This is a genomic window from Lysobacter sp. Root604 (assembly GCF_001427505.1).
Lineage (GTDB): Bacteria > Pseudomonadota > Gammaproteobacteria > Xanthomonadales > Xanthomonadaceae > Lysobacter.
On the sequence record NZ_LMGS01000014.1, the window covers coordinates 1 to 19,547 of the forward strand.

At 69.3% G+C, this 19,547-nt stretch carries 21 protein-coding genes and 4 tRNA genes; 9 read left to right on the forward strand and 16 right to left on the reverse strand.

Annotation, left to right across the window (positions count from 1 at the left end; all coding sequences use genetic code 11):
- The 12 genes from ASD69_RS20675 to ASD69_RS20730 form a co-directional block, all read right to left on the reverse strand.
- On the reverse strand, positions 1 to 104 hold a 104-nt coding region (locus tag ASD69_RS20675; RefSeq protein WP_082559638.1), incomplete at its 3' end, for a GTP-binding protein.
- 58 nt (positions 105 to 162) lie between these two features.
- Positions 163 to 238, reverse strand: a tRNA-Thr gene (locus tag ASD69_RS20680).
- 47 nt (positions 239 to 285) lie between these two features.
- Positions 286 to 359: transfer RNA gene (locus ASD69_RS20685), tRNA-Gly, on the reverse strand.
- A gap of 30 nt (positions 360 to 389) precedes the next feature.
- Positions 390 to 475: transfer RNA gene (locus ASD69_RS20690), tRNA-Tyr, on the reverse strand.
- A 105-nt stretch (positions 476 to 580) separates the two neighbouring features.
- Positions 581 to 1,672 carry a redox-regulated ATPase YchF gene (gene ychF / locus ASD69_RS20695; protein ID WP_056183241.1) on the reverse strand — a complete coding sequence of 364 codons (1,092 nt, stop codon included), beginning with the start codon at positions 1,670 to 1,672 and terminating at the stop codon, positions 581 to 583.
- A 79-nt stretch (positions 1,673 to 1,751) separates the two neighbouring features.
- Positions 1,752 to 2,333 carry an aminoacyl-tRNA hydrolase gene (pth, locus tag ASD69_RS20700; RefSeq protein WP_056183245.1) on the reverse strand — a complete coding sequence of 194 codons (582 nt, stop codon included), beginning with the start codon at positions 2,331 to 2,333 and terminating at the stop codon, positions 1,752 to 1,754.
- Positions 2,334 to 2,392: 59 nt separating this feature from the next.
- On the reverse strand, positions 2,393 to 3,049 hold the full coding sequence (locus ASD69_RS20705) for a 50S ribosomal protein L25/general stress protein Ctc (protein WP_056183248.1): 657 nt from the start codon (positions 3,047 to 3,049) through the stop codon (positions 2,393 to 2,395).
- Positions 3,050 to 3,176: 127 nt separating this feature from the next.
- Positions 3,177 to 4,136, reverse strand: coding sequence for a ribose-phosphate diphosphokinase (locus tag ASD69_RS20710; RefSeq protein WP_056183252.1), 960 nt, complete (start codon positions 4,134 to 4,136; stop codon positions 3,177 to 3,179).
- 96 nt (positions 4,137 to 4,232) lie between these two features.
- A tRNA-Gln gene (locus ASD69_RS20715) sits at positions 4,233 to 4,309 on the reverse strand.
- Positions 4,272 to 5,183 carry a 4-(cytidine 5'-diphospho)-2-C-methyl-D-erythritol kinase gene (ispE, locus tag ASD69_RS20720; protein ID WP_056183319.1) on the reverse strand — a complete coding sequence of 304 codons (912 nt, stop codon included), beginning with the start codon at positions 5,181 to 5,183 and terminating at the stop codon, positions 4,272 to 4,274. Before ispE ends, ASD69_RS20715 begins: the two co-directional genes overlap by 38 nt.
- Before the next feature lie 27 nt (positions 5,184 to 5,210).
- The gene (gene lolB / locus ASD69_RS21580) at positions 5,211 to 6,212 is read right to left on the reverse strand and encodes a lipoprotein insertase outer membrane protein LolB (RefSeq protein WP_082576680.1); all 1,002 of its coding nucleotides are present in this window, start codon (positions 6,210 to 6,212) and stop codon (positions 5,211 to 5,213) included.
- Positions 6,209 to 7,960 carry a tetratricopeptide repeat protein gene (locus ASD69_RS20730; RefSeq protein ID WP_235567285.1) on the reverse strand — a complete coding sequence of 584 codons (1,752 nt, stop codon included), beginning with the start codon at positions 7,958 to 7,960 and terminating at the stop codon, positions 6,209 to 6,211. The genes lolB and ASD69_RS20730 overlap by 4 nt, the downstream gene beginning before the upstream one ends.
- Positions 7,961 to 8,100: 140 nt before the next feature.
- Between ASD69_RS20730 and hemA the strand changes: the two genes are divergently transcribed.
- The 7 genes from hemA to ppk2 all read left to right on the forward strand — a co-directional run bounded on the left by hemA (position 8,101) and on the right by ppk2 (position 14,886).
- Entirely contained in the window at positions 8,101 to 9,387 is a 1,287-nt protein-coding gene (hemA, locus tag ASD69_RS20735; protein WP_056183255.1) for a glutamyl-tRNA reductase, read from the forward strand.
- A gap of 64 nt (positions 9,388 to 9,451) precedes the next feature.
- Complete coding sequence (gene prfA / locus ASD69_RS20740; RefSeq protein ID WP_056183258.1) at positions 9,452 to 10,534, forward strand: peptide chain release factor 1; 1,083 nt, start codon at positions 9,452 to 9,454, stop codon at positions 10,532 to 10,534.
- Between the two features lie 186 nt (positions 10,535 to 10,720).
- Positions 10,721 to 11,176, forward strand: coding sequence for a GNAT family N-acetyltransferase (locus ASD69_RS20745; protein WP_056183261.1), 456 nt, complete (start codon positions 10,721 to 10,723; stop codon positions 11,174 to 11,176).
- Positions 11,177 to 11,183: 7 nt separating this feature from the next.
- On the forward strand, positions 11,184 to 12,914 hold the full coding sequence (locus ASD69_RS20750; RefSeq protein ID WP_056183265.1) for a tetratricopeptide repeat protein: 1,731 nt from the start codon (positions 11,184 to 11,186) through the stop codon (positions 12,912 to 12,914).
- Positions 12,915 to 13,205: 291 nt separating this feature from the next.
- Positions 13,206 to 13,739, forward strand: a complete 534-nt coding sequence (moaB, locus tag ASD69_RS20755; protein ID WP_056183268.1) for a molybdenum cofactor biosynthesis protein B — start codon at positions 13,206 to 13,208, stop codon at positions 13,737 to 13,739.
- 5 nt (positions 13,740 to 13,744) lie between these two features.
- Complete coding sequence (locus tag ASD69_RS20760) at positions 13,745 to 14,113, forward strand: helix-turn-helix domain-containing protein (RefSeq protein WP_056183271.1); 369 nt, start codon at positions 13,745 to 13,747, stop codon at positions 14,111 to 14,113.
- Positions 14,110 to 14,886, forward strand: coding sequence for a polyphosphate kinase 2 (ppk2, locus tag ASD69_RS20765; protein ID WP_056183275.1), 777 nt, complete (start codon positions 14,110 to 14,112; stop codon positions 14,884 to 14,886). The genes ASD69_RS20760 and ppk2 overlap by 4 nt, the downstream gene beginning before the upstream one ends.
- Before the next feature lie 132 nt (positions 14,887 to 15,018).
- Here ppk2 and ASD69_RS20770 read toward each other — a convergent pair whose 3' ends face one another.
- Positions 15,019 to 15,762: a helix-turn-helix transcriptional regulator gene (locus ASD69_RS20770; protein WP_056183278.1), complete on the reverse strand. Its 744-nt coding sequence runs from the start codon at positions 15,760 to 15,762 to the stop codon at positions 15,019 to 15,021.
- Between the two features lie 201 nt (positions 15,763 to 15,963).
- Here ASD69_RS20770 and ASD69_RS22300 point away from each other — a divergent pair, with 201 nt between their 5' ends.
- Positions 15,964 to 16,329, forward strand: a complete 366-nt coding sequence (locus ASD69_RS22300; protein ID WP_056183281.1) for a hypothetical protein — start codon at positions 15,964 to 15,966, stop codon at positions 16,327 to 16,329.
- Positions 16,330 to 16,343: 14 nt separating this feature from the next.
- Positions 16,344 to 17,183, forward strand: a complete 840-nt coding sequence (locus tag ASD69_RS20780; protein ID WP_056183284.1) for a DUF2145 domain-containing protein — start codon at positions 16,344 to 16,346, stop codon at positions 17,181 to 17,183.
- A 145-nt stretch (positions 17,184 to 17,328) separates the two neighbouring features.
- Here the strand turns inward: ASD69_RS20780 and ASD69_RS20785 are convergent, their stop codons facing one another.
- From ASD69_RS20785 to ASD69_RS20795, 3 genes are read right to left on the reverse strand one after another with little or no spacing between them, the layout of a single operon-like run.
- Positions 17,329 to 17,598, reverse strand: a complete 270-nt coding sequence (locus tag ASD69_RS20785) for an acylphosphatase (protein ID WP_056183287.1) — start codon at positions 17,596 to 17,598, stop codon at positions 17,329 to 17,331.
- Positions 17,595 to 18,224, reverse strand: a complete 630-nt coding sequence (locus ASD69_RS20790) for a TlpA disulfide reductase family protein (protein WP_056183325.1) — start codon at positions 18,222 to 18,224, stop codon at positions 17,595 to 17,597. Before ASD69_RS20790 ends, ASD69_RS20785 begins: the two co-directional genes overlap by 4 nt.
- Positions 18,225 to 18,229: 5 nt before the next feature.
- Entirely contained in the window at positions 18,230 to 19,495 is a 1,266-nt protein-coding gene (locus ASD69_RS20795) for a YihY family inner membrane protein (RefSeq protein ID WP_056183290.1), read from the reverse strand.
- Positions 19,496 to 19,547 lie beyond the last annotated feature (52 nt).

The following is a 19,547-nucleotide window of genomic DNA, read 5'->3' on the forward strand; positions in this document are numbered from 1 at the left end:
ACCTTGGTCAGCGCTGCGGTCAGCGTGGTCTTGCCGTGGTCCACGTGGCCGATGGTGCCCACGTTCACGTGCGGCTTGGTGCGCTCGAATTTACCCTTGGCCATGACTCGCTTCTCGCTTGGTTTCTTTAGGTGGCTTGCTGCGTTTGACGTACTGCTTGGATGGTGCTCACGAAAGGAATCGAACCTTCGACCTCCTCCTTACCAAGGAGGTGCTCTACCGACTGAGCTACGTGAGCGTGAAACTTTTCTACCGCTGTAATGGTGTCGCCTGGAGCAGAATCAATGGAGCGGGAGACGGGGATCGAACCCGCACCATCAGCTTGGAAGGCTGAGGTTCTACCATTGAACTACTCCCGCGCCGAAAACCGCTACAGCGTTGGAACTAACTGGTGGAGGGAGGTGGATTCGAACCACCGAAGGCGTAAGCCAGCAGATTTACAGTCTGCCCCCGTTGGCCGCTTGGGTATCCCTCCAAAAGAGCCCGCAATTCTGGCGCTCGAAACGGAGGAAGTCAACGTGTCCGGACACAAGTTTCGCAGATTTTTTTCCGGAGCGCGCGACTCGGCCCGTTCCGAGCCTCAAACGTTGAAACGGAAGTGCAGCACGTCGCCTTCCTGGACCCGGTATTCCTTGCCTTCCAGGCGCAGGCGGCCGGCGTCGCGGGCGCCGGCTTCGCCCTTGTACTTGATGAAATCGTCGTAGCCGATGGTCTCGGCGCGGATGAAGCCCTTCTCGAAGTCGGTATGGATCACCGCCGCGGCTTGCGGGGCGGTCGAGCCGGCCTTGACGGTCCAGGCCCGGACTTCCTTCACGCCGGCGGTGAAATAGGTCTGCAGCCCCAACAGGGCGTAGCCGGCGCGGATCAGGCGGTTCAGGCCCGGCTCGGCCAGGCCCAGATCGGCCAGGAAGGCGTCGCGGTCGGCGTCCTCGAGCTGGCTGAGTTCCTCCTCGATCGCGGCCGAGATCGGCACCACCTGGGCGCCCTCGCCGGCCGCGCGGGCGCGCACGGCGTCCAGATGCGGGTTGTTCTCGAAGCCGTCCTCGAGCACGTTGGCCACGTACATGACCGGCTTCAGGGTCAGCAGGAACAGATCGCGGACCTGGGCCACGTCGTCCTCGGACAGGCCCAGCGCGCGCGCGGGCTGGCCGGCGTCGAGGCCGGCGCGGACCCGGCCCAGGACTTCGGCGCGGAGCTTGGCTTCCTTGTCGCCGGTCTTGGCGCTGCGCTCGGCGCGCTGCAGGGCCTTTTCCACCGATTCCAGGTCGGCCAGGGCCAGCTCGGTATCGATGGTCTCGATATCGGCGATCGGGTCGACCTTGTTGTTGACGTGGATCACGTCCGGATTCTCGAAGCAGCGCACCACGTGGGTGATCGCGTCGACCTCGCGGATGTGAGCCAGGAACTTGTTGCCCAGACCCTGGCCGCTGGCCGCGCCGGCGACCAGGCCGGCGATGTCGACGAACTCGACCGCGGTCGGGATCAGCTTCTGCGGTTTGACGATCTCGGCCAGCGCGTTCAGGCGCGGATCCGGCACCGGCACCGCGCCCACGTTGGGCTCGATGGTGCAGAACGGGAAGTTGGCCGCGGCGATACCGGCCTTGGTCAGGGCGTTGAATAGGGTCGACTTGCCGACGTTAGGCAGGCCGACGATGCCGCATTTGATGCCCATGGCGTTCAATCCGGGATTCGTGATTCGGGATTAGGGATTCGCAAAGGCCAAGGCCTTACGAATCCCTAATCCCCAATCCCTAATCTCGGCTCGTATGCAGCCGCTTCATCGCCTCGTTGACGTCGCCCTGCACCGCCAGCGGCAGCACGTCGATGGCGTCGTCGATGGAGCGCAGGATCGAGGCCTCGTCGTCGCGGCCGGGACGTCCCAGCACCCACGGGGTGACCTTGTCCTTGTGGCCGGGATGGCCGATGCCCACGCGCAGGCGGTGGAACTTGCCGTGCCCGAGCAGCTTGATGGTGTCGCGCAGGCCGTTTTGGCCGCCGTGGCCGCCGTCGAACTTGAGCCGCGCGGTGCCCGCCGCCAGGTCCAGCTCGTCGTGCGCCAGCAGCGCCTCTTCGGGCTCGATCTTCCAGTAGCGCAGCGCCGCGGTCACGGACTTGCCGGACAGATTCATGAACGTGGCCGGCTTGAGCAGCCAGACCGGACGCCCGCCGATCTCGACCTTGGAGGTCTCGCCGAACAGCTTGGACTCCAGACCGAAGCGCCCGCCGAACTTCTCGTTCACGGCGTCCACAAACCAGAACCCGGCATTGTGCCGGGTCCGGGTGTATTCGGCGCCGGGATTGCCCAGGCCGACGATCAGGCGCAGTCCCGCCATGGATCAGTACAGTCCGCGAACGCGAACCGGCGCGCCGGTCAGGGCGCGCCGGCAGGCGATCACTTCTTGTCGTCGTCCTTCTTGGCGACCTTGGCCGCCGGGACTTCGGCCGGAGCCTCGGTCGGCTCCTCGACTTCTTCCTTGCCGTGCTTGGCGATCACGATGGCGACATCGTGTTCCTTGCCCAGCTTCAGCTCGGGGATCTCGACGCCCTTGGGCAGCTTGATCTCGGACAGGTGGACGATATCGCCGACCGACAGCGCGGACAGGTCGATTTCCAGGAACTCCGGCAGGTCCTTCGGCAAGCAGCTGACTTCGACTTCGTTGAGCTCGTGGGTGACCACGACGTCGGCCGACTTGCCGGCCGGCGACTTGTCCTCGTTGAGGAAGTGCAGCGGCACGGCGACGCGGATCGCCTGGTTCTCATCCACGCGCTGGAAGTCCAGGTGCATGATGATCTGCTTGAACGGGTGGCGCTGCATATCGCGCAGCAGCACGCTCTCGGACTTGCCGTCGACGTCCAGGGTCAGGATCGAGGAGTAGAACCACTCGTTCTGGCTGGCCAGCCAGACCTTCTCGTGGTCCAGCTGGACCGGCTGCGGAGCGGCCTTGCCGCCGTAGATGATGGCCGGGATGCTGGCGGCACGACGCAGGCGGCGGCTCGCACCCTTACCCTCGACGTTGCGGCCAGTGGCCTTGATGATGTGTTCGGACATTTTCGTTTACTCACATTTACTGCGTTGAACCGCCTCGCGGCGGTAAAGAACGCTCACCCGCGACCAGGTGAGCGGTGTTGCGTTCCCGGCCGGGGCCGGAAACGCGGATTTCGTCGGCCCGCTTTCGTCAATCCACGTACAGCGAACTCACCGACTCGCCGAAGGCGATGCGGCGGATGGTCTCGGCCAGCAGCTCGGCCACGCTGAGCTGGCGGATGCGGCCGCAGGCCCGGGCCGCGTCGGTGAGCGGGATGGTGTCGGTCACCACCAGCTCGTCCAGCTGCGAACGGGTCACGTTATCGATCGCCGCGCCCGACAGCACCGGATGGGTGCAGTACGCGACCACCTTGGTCGCGCCCTGCGCCTTGAGCGCGGCCGCGGCCGCGCACAGGGTGCCGGCGGTGTCGACGATATCGTCGACCAGCACGCAGGTCTTGCCCGCCACGTCGCCGATGATGTTCATCACCGTGGAGACGTTGGCGCGCGGACGGCGCTTGTCGATGATCGCCAGATCGGCGTCGTCGAGGCGCTTGGCGATCGCGCGGGCGCGGACCACGCCGCCCACGTCGGGAGACACCACCACCATGTTGTCGGTGCCGTGCGCGCGCCAGATATCGGCCAGCAGCAGCGGCGAGGCGTAGACGTTGTCGACCGGGATGTCGAAGAAGCCCTGGATCTGATCCGCATGCAGATCGACCGTGAGCACCCGGTCGGCGCCGACCGCGCCGAACATCTTGGCCGCGACCTTGGCCGTGATCGGCACGCGCGAGGAACGCATGCGGCGATCCTGGCGGGCGTAGCCGAAGTAAGGCACCACCGCGGTCACGCTGGTCACCGATGCGCGCTTGAGCGCGTCGATCAGCACCAGCAGTTCCATGAAATTCTCGGCCGTAGGCGCGTTCGTCGGCTGAATGACGAACACCTCCTGGCGGCGCACGTTCTCTTCGATCTCGACCTGGACTTCGCCGTCGGAGAACCGACCGACCAGCGCCTTGCCGAGACGGATGCCGAGTTCCTTGCATACAGCCAAGGCGAGCGGGCGGTTGGCGTTGCCGCTGAATACCAGCAGGCTGCGATCGTTCTGCACTTTGTCTTCTCCGCTTCGCTCTGACCGTGGCGGGCGACGTCCATGTCCGATCCGGAGGTCTGGGCCGGATCGGGCCTATTCAAAAACCGTTGTTACTGGCAGGGGCGGTAGGATTCGAACCTACGGATGCCAGGATCAAAACCTGGTGCCTTGGGCCTCTTGGCGACGCCCCTGCATAAGGTGTGTTTCGAGTACGGCGTGCAACGGAGACCGTGCGACGCCGGCCGCCGTCCAGGCCCGAAGGCCGGAAGGCAGCGCCGCCAGCGCCGATTCGGCGGATTCGCGCGTGGCGAACTCGACGAAACAGCCGCTGCCGGAGCCGGTCAGACGCGGCGAACCGACTCGCGACAAGGCGACGAACGCGGCTTCCACAGCCGGCTCGCGCAGGCGCAGAACCGGCTCGAACGCATTCCCGAGCGGCATACCCGAAACGAAGTCCGATATTGTCGCGGGCGCAGCATCCCGCGTCAATTCAGCCGATTGGAATAAGGCCGCGGTCGGCGCGTGCACGCCGGGGTCGACCAGCAGGTACCAGGCCGGCGCCAGGGCGATCGGCGACAGCGCCTCGCCAACCCCTTCGGCCCAGGCGTTGTCGCCACGCACGAACACCGGCACGTCCGCGCCCAGCCTCAGACCCAGCGCGGCCAGGCGATCCACGCCCACAGCGGTGCTCCAAAGCGCGTCCAGGGCGACCAGCACGGTCGCCGCATCGGACGAACCGCCGCCGAAACCGCCGCCGGCCGGGATGCGCTTTTCGATGATGATATCGGCACCTTGAGCGACGTTAGCTGATTCTTTCAGCAACTTGGCCGCGCGAACGGTGAGATCCTGATCCTCGGGCACGCCCGCGACCGAGGCACCGTGGCGCACGATGCGGCCGTCGTCGCGCAGGCGCAGGCGAATCGAATCTCCCCAATCCAGGAGACGGAACACGGTCTGCAGCAGGTGGTAGCCGTCGGCGCGGCGGCCGGTGATGCGCAGGAACAGGTTCAGCTTGGCCGGGGCGGGCCAGAGGGACCAGGGGTGTTCGGGGGGGGCGGCGGACATGGTCGGCGGATCGCGCGGCGCGGCCGCTTATTGGCCTTTCGGGGCGGGTGAACCGGTCGGGTGACGCCGCAGCCAATCGCCCAACGCGCGGTTGTAGGCGAGCGCATAAGCGCTGGCCTGGTTCATCAGCTTCATATGCTCGGCGCCCTGGATCATGTCGCTGGTGCCGGCGAGATTGCGCCCGCCACGCACCCCAGGCGCGTCATGCGCAAGCCCTGGCGTGTCGCAGCTAAAACCGCAGATACCGATCGCGCCCAGATCGCCGCGTTCGACATTGGCCAACATGTCCGCAGCGGGATCGTCGAGATTGAGTCCCGCCAACTCCTTGCGCAGTTGCGCCGCCATCGAATTGTCGATCGGCACCCAAGGCGTCTGCACCGCGGCCATGGGCACGGGCGCAGGCGTGGCCGTCTGCCACTCATCCACGATGACTTTGACCTTGGCCTCGCCGCGCACCGCATCCAACCGCGACGGCAACGCCGGGCCGCCCGCGCCATCGGCTGGGGGCCAACGGTAGTCGATGCCCCAGCCGCCTTGCTCGATTCGAGCCGGGCGGCCATCTGCGCCGTAACGCACGCTCGCCGGCCCCTGTCCTGTGGCGCGCAGGCCGCGCACCCAATCGCTCAGGGCCGCGACCGGGATTTCCCAGCCCGTGGCCTCGCGCAGCAGCGCGGCGGCGTCGGGGCCGCTGCGGGTACCGCCTTCCAAACCTTCCAGGCGCGCGCCGGCGATATCGCCGCTCAAACGCCAGCTCTGCCGGGTCACCGGGGCGCTGAGCGCGACTTCGTAGCGATCGCCGTCCTGCCGCCATTCGATCCGCCCGGAGCCGCCGTTGCGGCCGTTGCTGAGCGCGATGCGGCCGCTCAGGGACCACCCGGTCTGAGCGCGCAATTCGCTCTCGCGCGCGGACTGGGCGGCCTCGGCGGCGGCGGGCGCCACAGGCGGCGGCGCAGGACCGCGTACGGCCTGCCCCGCGCACGCGCTCAGCGCTGCGGCCAGGGCCGCCACGGTCAGCGCGCGCGCCTTCATGCGCCGGTCTTTTCCAGCGCGCGCTTAAGAGCGCGGTTCTCGGGATCCAGCTTGCGCGCCTGCTCGAAATACTTGCGCGCCTCGTCCTTCTTGCCCACCGCCCACAGCACTTCGCCCAGGTGCGAGGCGATCTCCGGATCCTTCTGCAGGGTCAGGGCACGGCGCAGTTCCACCAGGGCTTCCTGATTCCGGCCCAGGCGATAGAGCACCCAGCCGTAGCTGTCGATGATGGCGGCGTTGTCGGGCTCGGCGGTGCGCGCGCGCTGGATCAGCTCCAGCGCTTCCTGAAAGCGCGTGGTGCGGTCGGCCAGGGTGTAGCCCAGCGCGTTGAGCGCGGCCACGCTGTCCGGCTCGGCGACCAGGATGCGGCGGAAATCGGCCTCGGCGCGCGGGATGTCGTCGCGGCGCTCATAGCTCAGGGCGCGCGCGTACAGCACTTCCGGCTCGTCCGGGAACGCGGCCAGGCCGCGCGCGAAGGCGTCCAGCTCGCCGGCCTCGTTCTTGTCCTCGGCGCGCAGCGCGGCCTCCAGCAGGTAGGCGTCGCGGCGGGTGTCGTCCTCGGCCGAGGCGTCGGACTGCAGCGCGCGCAGGGCCGCGTAGGCCTCGTCGGCGCGCTTGAGTTCGTGCAGCACGTTGGCCGCGCGCAGCTTGGCGACCCAGCGCTGCGGGCCGCCGGGCACGCCGCGGTACCAATCCAGGGCCTCGTCGTTGCGCTCCAGGAATTCGGCGATCTGGCCCAGCAGCAGGCGCCGGCCCGGTTCGGGCTTGGCGGCGTTGCGGCGCAGTTCGTCGTAGAGCTTAGTGAGGGTGGGCTTGTCCTCGGCGCGCGCCATCAGCGAGGCGCGCAGGGCGTAGGTCTGGTCGTCCTGCGGGCCGCGGCCCAGGATCGCGGCGGCCGCCGGCAGGTCGCCGAGGGCGTCGTATTCCTGGGCGATCAGGCCGCGCATCTGCGGGTCGGTGTCGGCCTGGGCGGCGATCGACTCCAGCACCTTGCGGGCCTCGTCCTGCTTGCCGTCCTCGCGCAGCTGGCTGGCGCGCAGCAGACTCACCCGCGGATTGCCGGGGAAACGCTCGACCACCTCGCCGACGATGCGCTCGGTCAGCTTGGGCTGGTCCAGGCGCTGGGCATACAGGCCGAACGCGACCCAGGCCATCAGGTCCTTGGGCATCTGGCTGCCGTCGATCAGCTTTTCCAGCAGGCGCGCGGCCTGCTGCGGGTCCTTGGAGCCGGTCGAGAGCACGCCCAGCACGCGTCGCCAGCCGGTGTCGTCGGCCAGCATCAGGCGGTCCAGGTCGCGCAGGGCGGCGCGTTCGTCGCCGCCGCGCAGGGCCAGGATCGCCTGCGAGGCCAGCAGGGGCGCGCCCTCGCCGCCCAGCTCGCGCCACAGCGCCAGCGATTCGCCGGCCAGCTTGTCTTCCTTGGCCACGATCGCGATGTCGGTCGCGCGCGCGGCCAGTTCCTTGTCCTTGGCAGCGCGGGCGGCGGCGGCGTAGGCGGTCGCGGCCTCCTTGAGCTTGCCGGCCTGGAGCGCGAACTCGCCGGTCAGCAGCGGCTCCAGGGCCGCGCTGGTGGCGGCCGAGGCGTCGGCGGACACGGCCGCGGCCGATTTGGCCGTGGGCGCCGCGAACGCGGGGGCCAGCAGGACCGTCAGGACGGCGCCGGCGAGCAGGCTCAGCGCGCGCGCCGGGGCGCGGCGGCTTGAGACGGAGTGAATCGAACCCATCGAATCCATCGACATCGAACTCATCAGAATCCGTCGAAACCCACGGGGCCGGTAGAATGGCGGCCTTCAGCAGCCCGCAGCTTATCGCAAGCACCTGAACGGATGTCTCCCACTTCGCCCCGTCGACCGCCGTCGGCCCCTGTCCCTGGACGCCTCGCGTTCCGATGAGCTTGTTCGTCCTAGGCATCAACCACCAGACCGCGCCGGTCAGCCTGCGTGAGCGCGTCGCGTTCTCGTCCGAGGCCGTGCCCGCGGCGCTGGACGCATTGCGCGCGTTGCCGCAGGTGAGCGAAGTGGCCTTGCTGTCGACCTGCAACCGCACCGAGCTGTACGCGGTCGCCGACGACGACGGCCGCGCGCTGGCCGACTGGCTGGCCACGCATCCGGACGACATGGGCGATCTGCACGCCTACCTGTATCGCCATCGCGACGCCGAAGCCGTGCGCCATCTGTTCCGGGTCGCGACCGGCCTGGACTCGCTGGTGCTGGGCGAGCCGCAGATCCTCGGCCAGGTCAAGGACGCGTGGGCCACCGCGCGCAGCGCCGGCAGCCTCGGCAGCCAACTCGATCGTCTGTTCCAGCAGGCGTTCTCGACCGCCAAGCGCGCGCGCACCGACACCCGCATCGGCGCCAACCCGGTCTCGGTGGCCTCGGCCGCGGTGCGCCTGGCGCAGGAGTCCTTCGCCCGCCTGGAGGACTCGACCGTGCTGCTGATCGGCGCCGGCGAGACCATCGAACTGGCCGCGCGCCATCTGGTCCAGGCCAAGGCCAAGCGCCTGCTGATCGCCAACCGCACCCTCAGCCACGCCCAGGACCTGGCCACGCGCCACGGCGGCGTGGCCCTGCCCTTGTCGGAACTCGACCGCCACCTCGGCGAAGCCGACATCGTACTGTCGGCCACCGCCAGCCGCGAACCGATCCTGCGCCGGCCGCAGGTCGCCGCCGCGCTGGCCACCCGCAAGCATCGGCCGATGCTGCTGCTGGACCTGGCGGTGCCGCGCGACATCGCGCCCGACGTGGCCGAGCTCAAGGACACCTTCCTGTACACCGTCGACGATCTGGAACGCGCGATCGAAGACAACCGGCGCAGCCGCCGCGAAGCCGCGACCGAGGCCGAGGCCATCGTCGACCTGCAGGTCGCGCGCTTCGTCGAGACTATGGCCGCGAGCACCCGCACCGCCCCGCTCAAGCGCCTGCGCGCGCACGGCGAGGCCGCGCGCGCGGAAGTGCTGGCCAAGGCGCGCCAGCAGCTCGAGGCCGGACAGGACCCGGCCGAGGTGCTGAACTTCCTCGCCCACACCCTGACCAATCGCTTGCTGCACGCGCCCACCATCGCCCTGCGCGAAGCGGCGCTGAGCGGCAACGCCGAACTCGCGCGCGCCGCCGACAAGCTGTTCCCCGAGCAGCCGGGCGATGCCGCATCGGATGCGGATTCGGACCGCGAAGCCTAGCGACGCCCCTACGCGTCGCCCGCTTTTGCCAATCCCGAATCCCGTCTCCCGAATCCCGGCTCTTATGACCCCTACCCTGCGCCGCAAGCTGGAAGCCCTCGCCGAACGTCGCGAGGAGCTGGAGCGTCTGCTCGCCGATCCGTCCGTGATCGGCGATACCGACCGCTTCCGCAAGCTGTCGCGCGAGTTCTCGCAGTTGGAGCCGGTGGCGACCGCGCTGGCCGCGGAAAGCCGCGCCAAGGCCGACCTGGCCGCGGCCGAGGCCATGCGCGCCGACCCGGAACTGCGCGAACTGGCGGAAGAAGAGATCGCCGCCGCGCGCGAACGCCTGCTGAGCCTGGACGCGGAACTGCTCGCGCACCTGATCCCCAAGGATCCACGCGACGAGGGCGACCTGTATCTGGAAGTGCGCGCCGGCACCGGCGGCGACGAGGCCGCGATTTTCGCCGGCGATCTGTTCCGCATGTACGCGCGCTACGCCGAGCGCCAGGGCTGGAAAGTCGAGATCGAATCCTCCAGCGCCGGCGAACACGGCGGCTACAAGGAAATCATCGCCCGCGTCGAAGGCCGCGGCGCCTACTCGCGGCTGAAGTTCGAATCCGGCACCCACCGCGTGCAGCGTGTGCCCGAGACCGAATCGCAGGGCCGCATCCACACCTCGGCGGCAACGGTGGCGATCATCCCGGTCGAGCCCGAGGGCGAGCCGATCGAGATCAATCCCGCCGATCTGCGCATCGACACCTTCCGTTCCTCCGGCGCCGGCGGCCAGCACGTCAACAAGACCGATTCGGCGATCCGCATCACCCACGCGCCCAGCGGGATCGTGGTGGAAAGCCAGACCGAACGCAGTCAGCACGCCAACCGCGACAAGGCGATGAAGCGCTTGAAGGCGATGCTGGCCGAAGCGCAGATCGCCAAGGCTGCGGCCGCGCAGGCCGAGACCCGCAAGCTCCAGGTCGGCAGCGGCGACCGCAGCCAGCGCATCCGCACCTACAACTTCCCGCAGGGCCGCATCACCGATCACCGCGTCGAAGGCCTGACCCTGTACGACCTGCCCAACGTGATCGCCGGCGAGCTGGACGCGCTGGTCGCGCGCTTGATGCAGGAGCATCAGGCCGACGAATTGGCGCGGTTGACCGACGACTGATCGCTGCCGGCTGCCTGTGGCAGCGGCGTGAGCCGCGATCGCGGGGCGGCCATTGGCGGCGCAGGCTGCGCAGTATTTCGATCGCGGCTCACGCCGCTCCCACAGAATGCACGTGGGTGGGCTATCGCCGCACACGTGGGCCGGCGCCATAATCGGGCCACGCCCCCTCTACCAATAGTGCCGCCCATGCCCGTCACCGTCCGCCGCGCCTACCTCGACGATCTCGACGCCCTGGCGCCGCTGTTCGACCGCTATCGGCACTTCTACACCCAGCGCTACGACGAAGCCGTCTCGCGCGCCTTCATCGCCCAGCGCCTGCAGCGCGAGGAGTCGGTGGTATTCCTGGCCGAACTCGACGGCGCGCCGGCCGGTTTCACCCAGCTCTATCCCAGCTTTTCCTCGGTGCGCGCCGCGCGCGTCTGGGTGCTCAACGATCTGTTCGTGGAAGCCGATGCGCGCCGTCGCGGCGTCGCCCAGGCGCTGCTGAACGCCGCCGCCGAGTTCGCGCGCACCGACGGCGCGGTCCGGCTGGAGCTGGAGACCGACCCCGACAACGCGACCGCGCAGGCCCTGTACGACGCCAGCGGTTGGCACCGCTACGACGGCACCTTGCGCTACCACCTGCCGCTGAGCGCGGCCTGACCCGGCCATCGCCTTGAACGATCCGCGCGTCGAGCTGCGCCTGGCCCTGCAGCGCAATCCAAGCGACGCGATCGCCTGGATCGTGCTGGCCGAACACGAACTCGACGCCGGCGACGCCAACGCGGGCGCGAACGCCGCGCAGCGCGCACTCGACTTGCGCCCGGGCCACCCCGAAGCGCTGGCGCGTCTGGGCCGCGCGCAATGGATGCTGGGCCGGCGCGAGGACGCGGTGGCCCACCTGCGCGAGGCCGCGCGCAACGCGCCCGACCACCCCGGCATCGCGGTCTGGCTGGGGCATGCGCTGGAAGACACCGGCGAAGCCGAAGCCGCTTCGCAAGCCTACGCGCGCGCGCACGCGCTCGCCCCCGACGAACCGCAGCTGGCGGCCTATCTGCTGGCCTGGCGGCGCCGGCTCTGCGATTGGCGCGATCTGGACGCGCTGTCGCGCCAGGTGCGCGACGCGGTCGCGGCCGGGCGCGCGGCGGTGGAACCCTTCGCCTTCCTCAGCGAGGACGCCGACGCCGCCGAGCAACTGCGCTGCGCGCGTTTGCGCGCAAGCGAGATCGCTCGCGCCGTGCGGCCCTTGCCCGCGGTGGCCGCGCGCGCCGACGACGGCGCGCCGGTGCGGGTGGGCTTCCTGTCCAACGGTTTCGGCGCGCACCCGACCGGCCTGCTCACGGTCGCCCTGTTCGAGGCCCTGCGCGCGCAGACCGCGCTACAGACCCATCTGTTCGCGCTCACCGCGGACGACGGCGGCCCAGTGCGGCAGCGCCTGCACGCCGCCGCGCACGCGCTGCACGATGTTTCGCAACGTCCGCACGCGCAGGTCGCCGCGGCGATCCGCGGCGCCGGCATCGAAGTGCTGTTCGACCTGCGCGGCTGGGGCGGCGGCGGCGTGCCCGAAGCCTTGGCGCTGCGGCCGGCGCCGGTGCAGGTGAACTGGCTGGCCTACCCCGGCAGCTCGGGCGCACCGTGGATCGACTACGTGCTGGCCGACCGCTACGCCCTGCCCGAGTGGATGGCGCCGCACTACAGCGAAGCCGTGGCCTGGCTGCCCCGCTGTTTCCAACCCTCCGACACCGCGCGCGCGCTTCTGGCGCCGCCGTCGCGCGCCGACTGCGGCCTGCCCGAGATCGGCACGGTGTTCGCCTGCTTCAACAACAGTTACAAGCTCAACCCGCGCAGCATGGCGCGCGCGCTGGCGGTGCTGCGCGCGCTGCCGGGCAGCGTGCTGTGGCTGCTGTCGGGGCCGGGCGAGGCCGACGCGCGCCTGCGCACCTACGCACAGACCCAGGACGTCGCGCCGCAGCGGCTGGTGTTCATGCCCAAGCAGCCGCACGCGGAGTATCTGGCGCGCCTGCGCCATGCCGACCTGTTCCTGGACACCGAGCCCTACAACGCCCACACCACCGCCTCGGACGCACTGTGGGCGGGTTGCCCGGTGCTGACCCGGCCCGGCGCGACCTTCGCCGCGCGCGTGGCCGGCAGCCTCAACCATCACCTCGGCCTGGCGTCGCTGAACGTCGACAGCGACGAGGCCTTCGTCGCGCGCGCGGTCGCGCTGGGCCGCGACCCGGCGGCGCTGGCCGCGCTGCGTGCCGAGCTTGCGCAGCGGCGCGCCGACAGCGGGCTGTTCGACATGAACGCCTACGCCGCCGACTTCGCCGCCGCGGTGGTGGCGATGGCGCAGCGGCATCGGCAGGGCTTGGCGCCGGCGGCGTTTTCGGTGCACGGGTAAGGCGCAAGGCGAATCCCCCCTCGCCCCCTTTTTCAAAGGGGGAAACAACTGGCATTGATCGGTGCGCGGGTAAGGCGCAAAGCAAATCCCCCCTAGCCCCCCTTTTTCAAAGGGGGGAACAACTGGCATCGATCAGCATCTGCACCACGCTGGCCCGCGCCCTTGCACCCCGCTGGCCTTCCCCCTTTGAAAAAGGGGGGCTAGGGGGGATTTGCTTTTGCAACGTCACGCCCCCCACAAATGGCCCATCGGGATTTGCTTTTTTTCAGCCCCCAGCCCAGGCTGCGCGCCATGACCGCAGAACGCGATTTCATCCCCTTGCGACTGTGCGTGCTGACCGTGTCGGACTCGCGCACCCTGGCCGAAGACAGCTCCGGCGACTACCTGGTGCAAGCGCTGAGCGAGGCCGGGCACCGCCTGAGCGAACGCCAGCTGCTGCCCGACGACCGCTACCGATTGCGCGCCGCGGTGTCGCAGTGGATCGCCGACCGCGACGTCGACGGCGTGCTGGTCACCGGCGGCACCGGCTTCACCGGCCGCGACTCCACGCCCGAGGCGCTGCTGCCCCTGCTGGACAAGGAAATGCCCGGTTTCGGCGAACTGTTCCGCGCGCTGAGCTTCGAGGAGATCGGCACCTCGACCCTGCAGTCGCGCGCGTTCGCCGGCTTGGCCAACGGCACCTTCGTGTTCTGCCTGCCCGGCTCGACCTCGGCCTGCCGCACCGCCTGGGACAAGATCATCCGCGCCCAACTCGACGCCCGCACCCGGCCCTGCAACCTGGCCACGCTGCGCCCCCGTTTGCTCGAACCCGCTCACAAGGAGTGATCGCCATGCCGCTTGGTACCACCTTGCGACTGCTCGCCAAGGCCCGCGGTATGAACGCCGCCGACATCGCCACCGCCATTCCGCGCGCCGGCGTGGCCACCGTCAGCGCCTGGCTGCAGGGCGAGAAGCTGCCCGGCAAGGACCAGCTCGATGCGCTCGCGCGTACCTTCGGCGTCCCCGCCGGCGCGCTGCTGTCGGAGCTGGCCAGCACCTTCGACCCGGCCCGCACCCAGGGCGAACACGATCTGCTGGCCGCCTACCGCGCGCTCAACACCACCCAGCAGGGCGCCTTGCTGGAAGTGGCCACCGCGATGGCCGGCACCAAGCGCAGCCGCGCCCCGCGCGCGCCGGCCAAGAAGAAGGCGAAGCGATGAGCAAGCTCAAGCGCAAGGACTACGAGGCCCAGCTCGAAGCGCTGCAACTGGACCTGGCCGACGTCGCCCGCTGGGTCCAGCACAGCGGCCGCCGTGTGGTGATTCTGTTCGAAGGCCGCGACACCGCCGGCAAGGGCGGTGCGATCAACGCCATCACCGAATACCTAAATCCGCGCCAGTGCCACGTGGTCGCCCTGCCCAAGCCCAACGACCGCGAAAGCACCCAGTGGTATTTCCAGCGCTACGTGCCGCACCTGCCCGCGGCCGGCGAGATCGTGCTGTTCGACCGCAGCTGGTACAACCGCGCCGGTGTCGAGCAGGTCATGGGCTTCGCCAAGCCCGAGCAGGTCGCCGCCTTCCTCAAGCAGGCGCCGGCGTTCGAGAAGCTGCTCACCGACGATGGCATCGTGCTGTTCAAATACTGGCTGTGCTGCGACCAGGCCGAGCAGGAAGAGCGCTTCGCCGAACGCTTGGCCGACCCGCTCAAACGCTGGAAGCTGTCGCCTATCGACGTCGAGGCGCGCAAGCATTACGACGACTACACCCGCGCACGCGAAGCCATGCTGGCCGCCACCCACAGCAAGCACGCGCCCTGGACCCTGGTCGACTTCAACGATCAGCGTCAGGGCCGGCTGACCCTGATCCGCGATCTGCTGTCGCGCGCGCCGGAGCACAAGCTGCCCGAAAGCACGCTGGAATTCCCGCCGCTACCGGGCAAGCCGAAGAAGGAGCGCTACGGGGCGCTCAAGCCGATCGCGAACAAGAAGAAATAAGGGTGCGCGGTCGTTCGGAATGACGATCGCGGCTTACGCCGCTCCCACAGAAAGCTCGAGGCGGCGTCTGTGGGAGCGGCGTAAGCCGCGATCGCTTTACCGAAGAACCCGCCCTGGCGTTCACCGCAGCACCTACCCTGCCTGAGAACGCCGATACGGTTGGAACAGCTGCAGCAGCCACGGCTTCTGCGCCAGCACCAGGCTCACGCCGACGCGCTCCTGGGCGCTCAAGGCCGCGTCGCGCGCCAGCAGCGCGTCGAACTCGCGCGCGACCTCGCCCAGGCGCTGCTTGAGCTGACGGATGCCGGCGATGCTGAGGCTGCCGCTGAGCAGCAGCAGCACGTCCTGCTCGCCGTCGAAGGGGTCGGCGAAAAAGTCGCCGAGCAGGTTCAAGCGGAAGTACCGCTCCATCGGGCCGTCGGCGCGCCAGCGGAAATTGCGCGAGGTCAGCGGACGGCCGCGGTTGCCCGGCATCAGCTCGATGATGCCCAGCCGGTCCAGACGCACCAGCAGCCGGGTCCACTGCGCGTCGTCGAACAGGAAGTGTTCCTGCACGTCCGATTGCTTCCAGCGGTTCAAGGTCAGAAACAGCGCCAGCAACAGCGCCGGCTCGTCGACCAGGGCCTGCTCCTGCGCCTCGCTGAGCTCGGCCATGACCTTGCGCCCACGCGCGGCCTCGGCGCTGAGATCGGCCAGGCCGACGTCGAGCACGTCGCAGATCTGCTCCAGCCGCTCCAGGCTCATCGCGCGCTTGGAGAACATGCGTTTGACCGCCGCCTCGCTGAGCTTGAGGCGGGTCGCGAGATCGCGGTAGGTGAGGTCCTGCGCGCGCAGGAAGCGCTTGAGGGCGTCAACGAGTTCTAGGGACAGGGCCATGGGTATAAAAATACGCTACCCGACGGCACTACGGGAGCCACCTCGCCGATACCCGTTGAAACCGGCGTGAGCGCGTTCCAGCCTGGCCCCAGGCCCAGACGAGCAAACACGATGCGCAGGTCCGCTCCACACCGGTTCGCAGCCCGCGGGTGTTTCCCCCTCGTCTGGGCCGTTTCGGCCGCGATCGGTCTGCTGGCAGGGATGCCGGCGTTTGCGGCCGCGCAGTCCGACGGCGCCAGCCGCCAGTCCGAGGCCAGCCTGGCCGCGTCGGTGGAAGTGCCGGCCGCGGTTTCGCTGGCCTTGTCGGAAGGCGCCAAGTTCGCGGTCGCCGGCATTGGCGCCAGCGCCCAGGGCGTGGCGATCACGGTCTCGGCCGTGGGCATCGGCGCCTCCTTCGTGGTCTATGTGTCGGCCGAGGCGGCCAAGGAATTGGGCCTGCACGTCGGTCAGGCCGTGCAGGTCAGCGCGCTCGCCACCGGCTGGCTGATCAGCGCGGCCGGCCGGGCCTTGTGCTTCGTGCCGAACGAACGCACGCGCCCCCTGCTGCACAGCCGCCGCATCGGCTGAACGAGGTATCGCGCGTGCGCACCGGATTACTGTCGGCCTGGAGCGCCTACGTCCTGGCCATCGCGCTGGCGCTCGCCGCCGCGCCGCGCGCCGAGGCCGGCACACGCTGCGATGCACAGACGGTGTCGGCGGACAAGGTGGCCGCGGCCGCGGCCACCGCCTTGCGCGTAGCCGAGGCTTTGGACGAACGCGACGCGCCAGTGGCCCTGATCGCGCGCGTCGGCACCGATCTGTCGGCGCAAGGGCTGGTCTACAGCCACGTCGGCTTCGTCGTGCGCGATCACCCGAACGGGCGCTGGACCGCGGTCCATCTGCTCAACGAATGCGGCAGCGATCGCTCGCACTTGTACGCCCAAGGCCTGGTCAATTTCTTCAGCGACGATTTGGTCAACCAGGACGCGCGCATCGTCTGGCTGCAAGCCGCGCAGGCGCAGCGCCTGGCCGCGCACCTGCGCGCGCTGCCGCGGCGCAGCCTGCATCAGCCGCATTACAGCCTGATCGCGCGTCCCGGCAGCGGCGATTATCAGAACTCCACCGCCTGGGTGCTGGAACTGCTGGCCGCGAACGCGCCGGACGGCATCGCCATAGACGATCGCCGCGCGGCCTACGCCTGGGCGCAACGCGACGGCTTCCGCCCCGATCGCATCCACATCCCCTATTCCAAACGCGTGCTCGGCGGTCTGTTCTCGGCCAATGCCGCCTTCACCGACCACCCGGTCGGCACGCGATTGTCGGGCGAGTATCCGGTGGTGACGGTGCGCTCGATCTTCGATTATCTGCAGCGGCGCGGATATGCGAGCGAGCAGCGCGAGTGGCGCAATGGGCGGTTGATGCCCGCGCCTGGGCCGGCTTGAGTCGGCACGCAGGCAAACAGCGCAGTTGGAACCGCGTCAGTCGCATGCTTTCGCCGTCATTCCCGCGAAGGCGGAGCCGGTTTTCGCGGGAATGACGGCCGGAGGGAATCGGGGGACCGAAGAGACACGCAAACGAGCAAGACGCTCAGCTGCAAACGAAGCCCTCGCCCGCCTCGGCCCCATCCGCATCCTCACGCGCCAAAGCCTCCACCCGCGCGTTGGCCGGGCCGCGCCGCAACCAGATTTCGAACCGCGCCAGCGCCGCTTCATCGCCGACCGCGAGTACTTCGACGCGGCCGTCGGCGAGGTTGCGCGCGTAGCCGCGCAGGTCCAGCGCCAGCGCCTGCTCGCGCGCGCTGGCGCGGAACCATACGCCCTGAACCTTGCCGCTGACGTAGTAGCGCGCCGCGCTCACGACTGGCCCGGCTTGGCCTCCACCGGCGCGGCGGGACCGCCGGCCTTGGCGATCGCGCCCTCGATCATGGCCGCGGTCACCGGGCCGAGGAATTTGTCGGCGATCTTGCCGTCCGGCCCGATCAGATAGGTCATCGGCAGGCCGCGCGGCGTGTCGAAGGCCTTGGGCGGGTCGTAGGTGTCGACGATCGCGATCGGGTAGACCACCGGATGCGTCTTCAGGAACGCGCGCATGTCGGCCGGCTCGATTTCCTCGTAGGCCAGGCCGATCACTTCGATGTGCTCGCGCATCGCGTCCATCGCCGACAGCTCGGGCATTTCCTTCAGACAGGGCGCGCACCAGGTCGCCCAGAAATTCACCACCACCCACTTGCCGCGATGCGCGGCCAGGTCGAACGGGCCGTTGTCCAGGGTCGCCAGCCTCAAGTCCGGTACCTGCGAGGGCGCGGCCGGCGCCGCGGCGGGCTTGGGCGCCTCGGGCACCTCAGGCGCCCCGGGCGCTGCGGCGGCCTTGGGCGCCTCGGGCGCGGCGGCGGACTGGGGCGCCGGCGCCGGCTTATTGCAGCCCGCGAGCGCGACGGCCAGCAGCGACAGCGCGAGGATCGGGGCGAGGCGGCGTAGCGTCATCGGGTTCATTCCTGGTCGGCGTGGATGGTGGACACGGGGCGTTTGAGCAAATCGCGCAGGGGCACGCGCAGTTCGTCCATCGCCGCGACCGCGGAGCGGCCCAGCGAGTCGTCGCGGCAAGGCAGCATGGCCTCGGCGATCGGAATGCGCAGCCCGCAGGCTTCGTAGAGTTCGGCCAGCGACAGATCGTCGAGGTCGCGCGACAGCAGCCATTCGCCGCCCTCGGCGCGCGCGACCACGTTGATCGAGTTGAGCTGCGAGAGCATCTGCTGGACCAGGGTGTCGGTGAGCATGGGCTCGAGCTGTTGGATCTCGTCGCTGTGCAGGCCGCGGCCGTCGGCGCGGGCCTCGTTGAAACGCGCCAGCAGACGCAGCAGCCCGTACATCTCGAAGCCCAGCGGCAGGCGCATGCCGATCGGCTGGTAACGGAAGGCGGAAATCGAGGACGCCAGCGAGGCGCCCAGCAGCACCGCGATCCAGCTCAGGTAGATCCACAGCAGGAAGATCGGCACGGCCGCGAACGCGCCGTAGATCTTGGAATAGGAGCCGAAGCTGCCCAGGTACAGGCCGATGCCCCACTTGACCAGCTCGAACAGCGTGGCCGCCAGCAGCGCGCCGGCGAAGGCGTGGCGCCAGTGGATCGTGCGATGCGGGACCACGCGGTAGATCGCCGCGAACGCCAGCCATTCGATCGCCACTGGCGCCAGCTGCAGCATCACGCGCTCCAGCAGCCGTCCGGGTTGGGTCGCGAATACTTCCATCGAGAAGAACTTGGCCGACACCGCCAGGCTGGCCGCGGCCATCAGCGCGCCCAGGGTCAGCACCGTCCAGTACACCAGGAAGCGTCCAACCTGGGGCCGTGCCGCCTTGACCCGCCAGATCCGGTTGAAGGTCGACTCCACCCCATTGAGGGTGATCAGCAGCGACACCACCAGCGCGATCACGCCGGCCGCGGTGAGCTGGCCGATGTTGGCCGAGAACTGCTTCAGGCTGGCCTCGACCGAGCGCGCGGCCGAGGGCACGAAGTTGGAGAAGATGTAGTCGCTGAGGCGGTCGCTCCACTCGCTGAACACCGGGAACGCCGACAGCACCCCGAACACCACCATCGACAGCGGAACCAGGGCGAACACGGTGGTATACGACAGCGCGCCGGCGGCCTGGAACAGGTTGTCGTCGAGGAAACGCCGGGCCAGGAAGCGGAAGAAGGTGCCGACGCGCGCGCGGTCGCGCATGCGGTCGCCCCAGCGATTGATCGTGTTCAGCGGCTCCATCGACCGGAGGGTAACCGATGGGGCGTGCGGAGGGGATGCAGGGCCGCGCCCG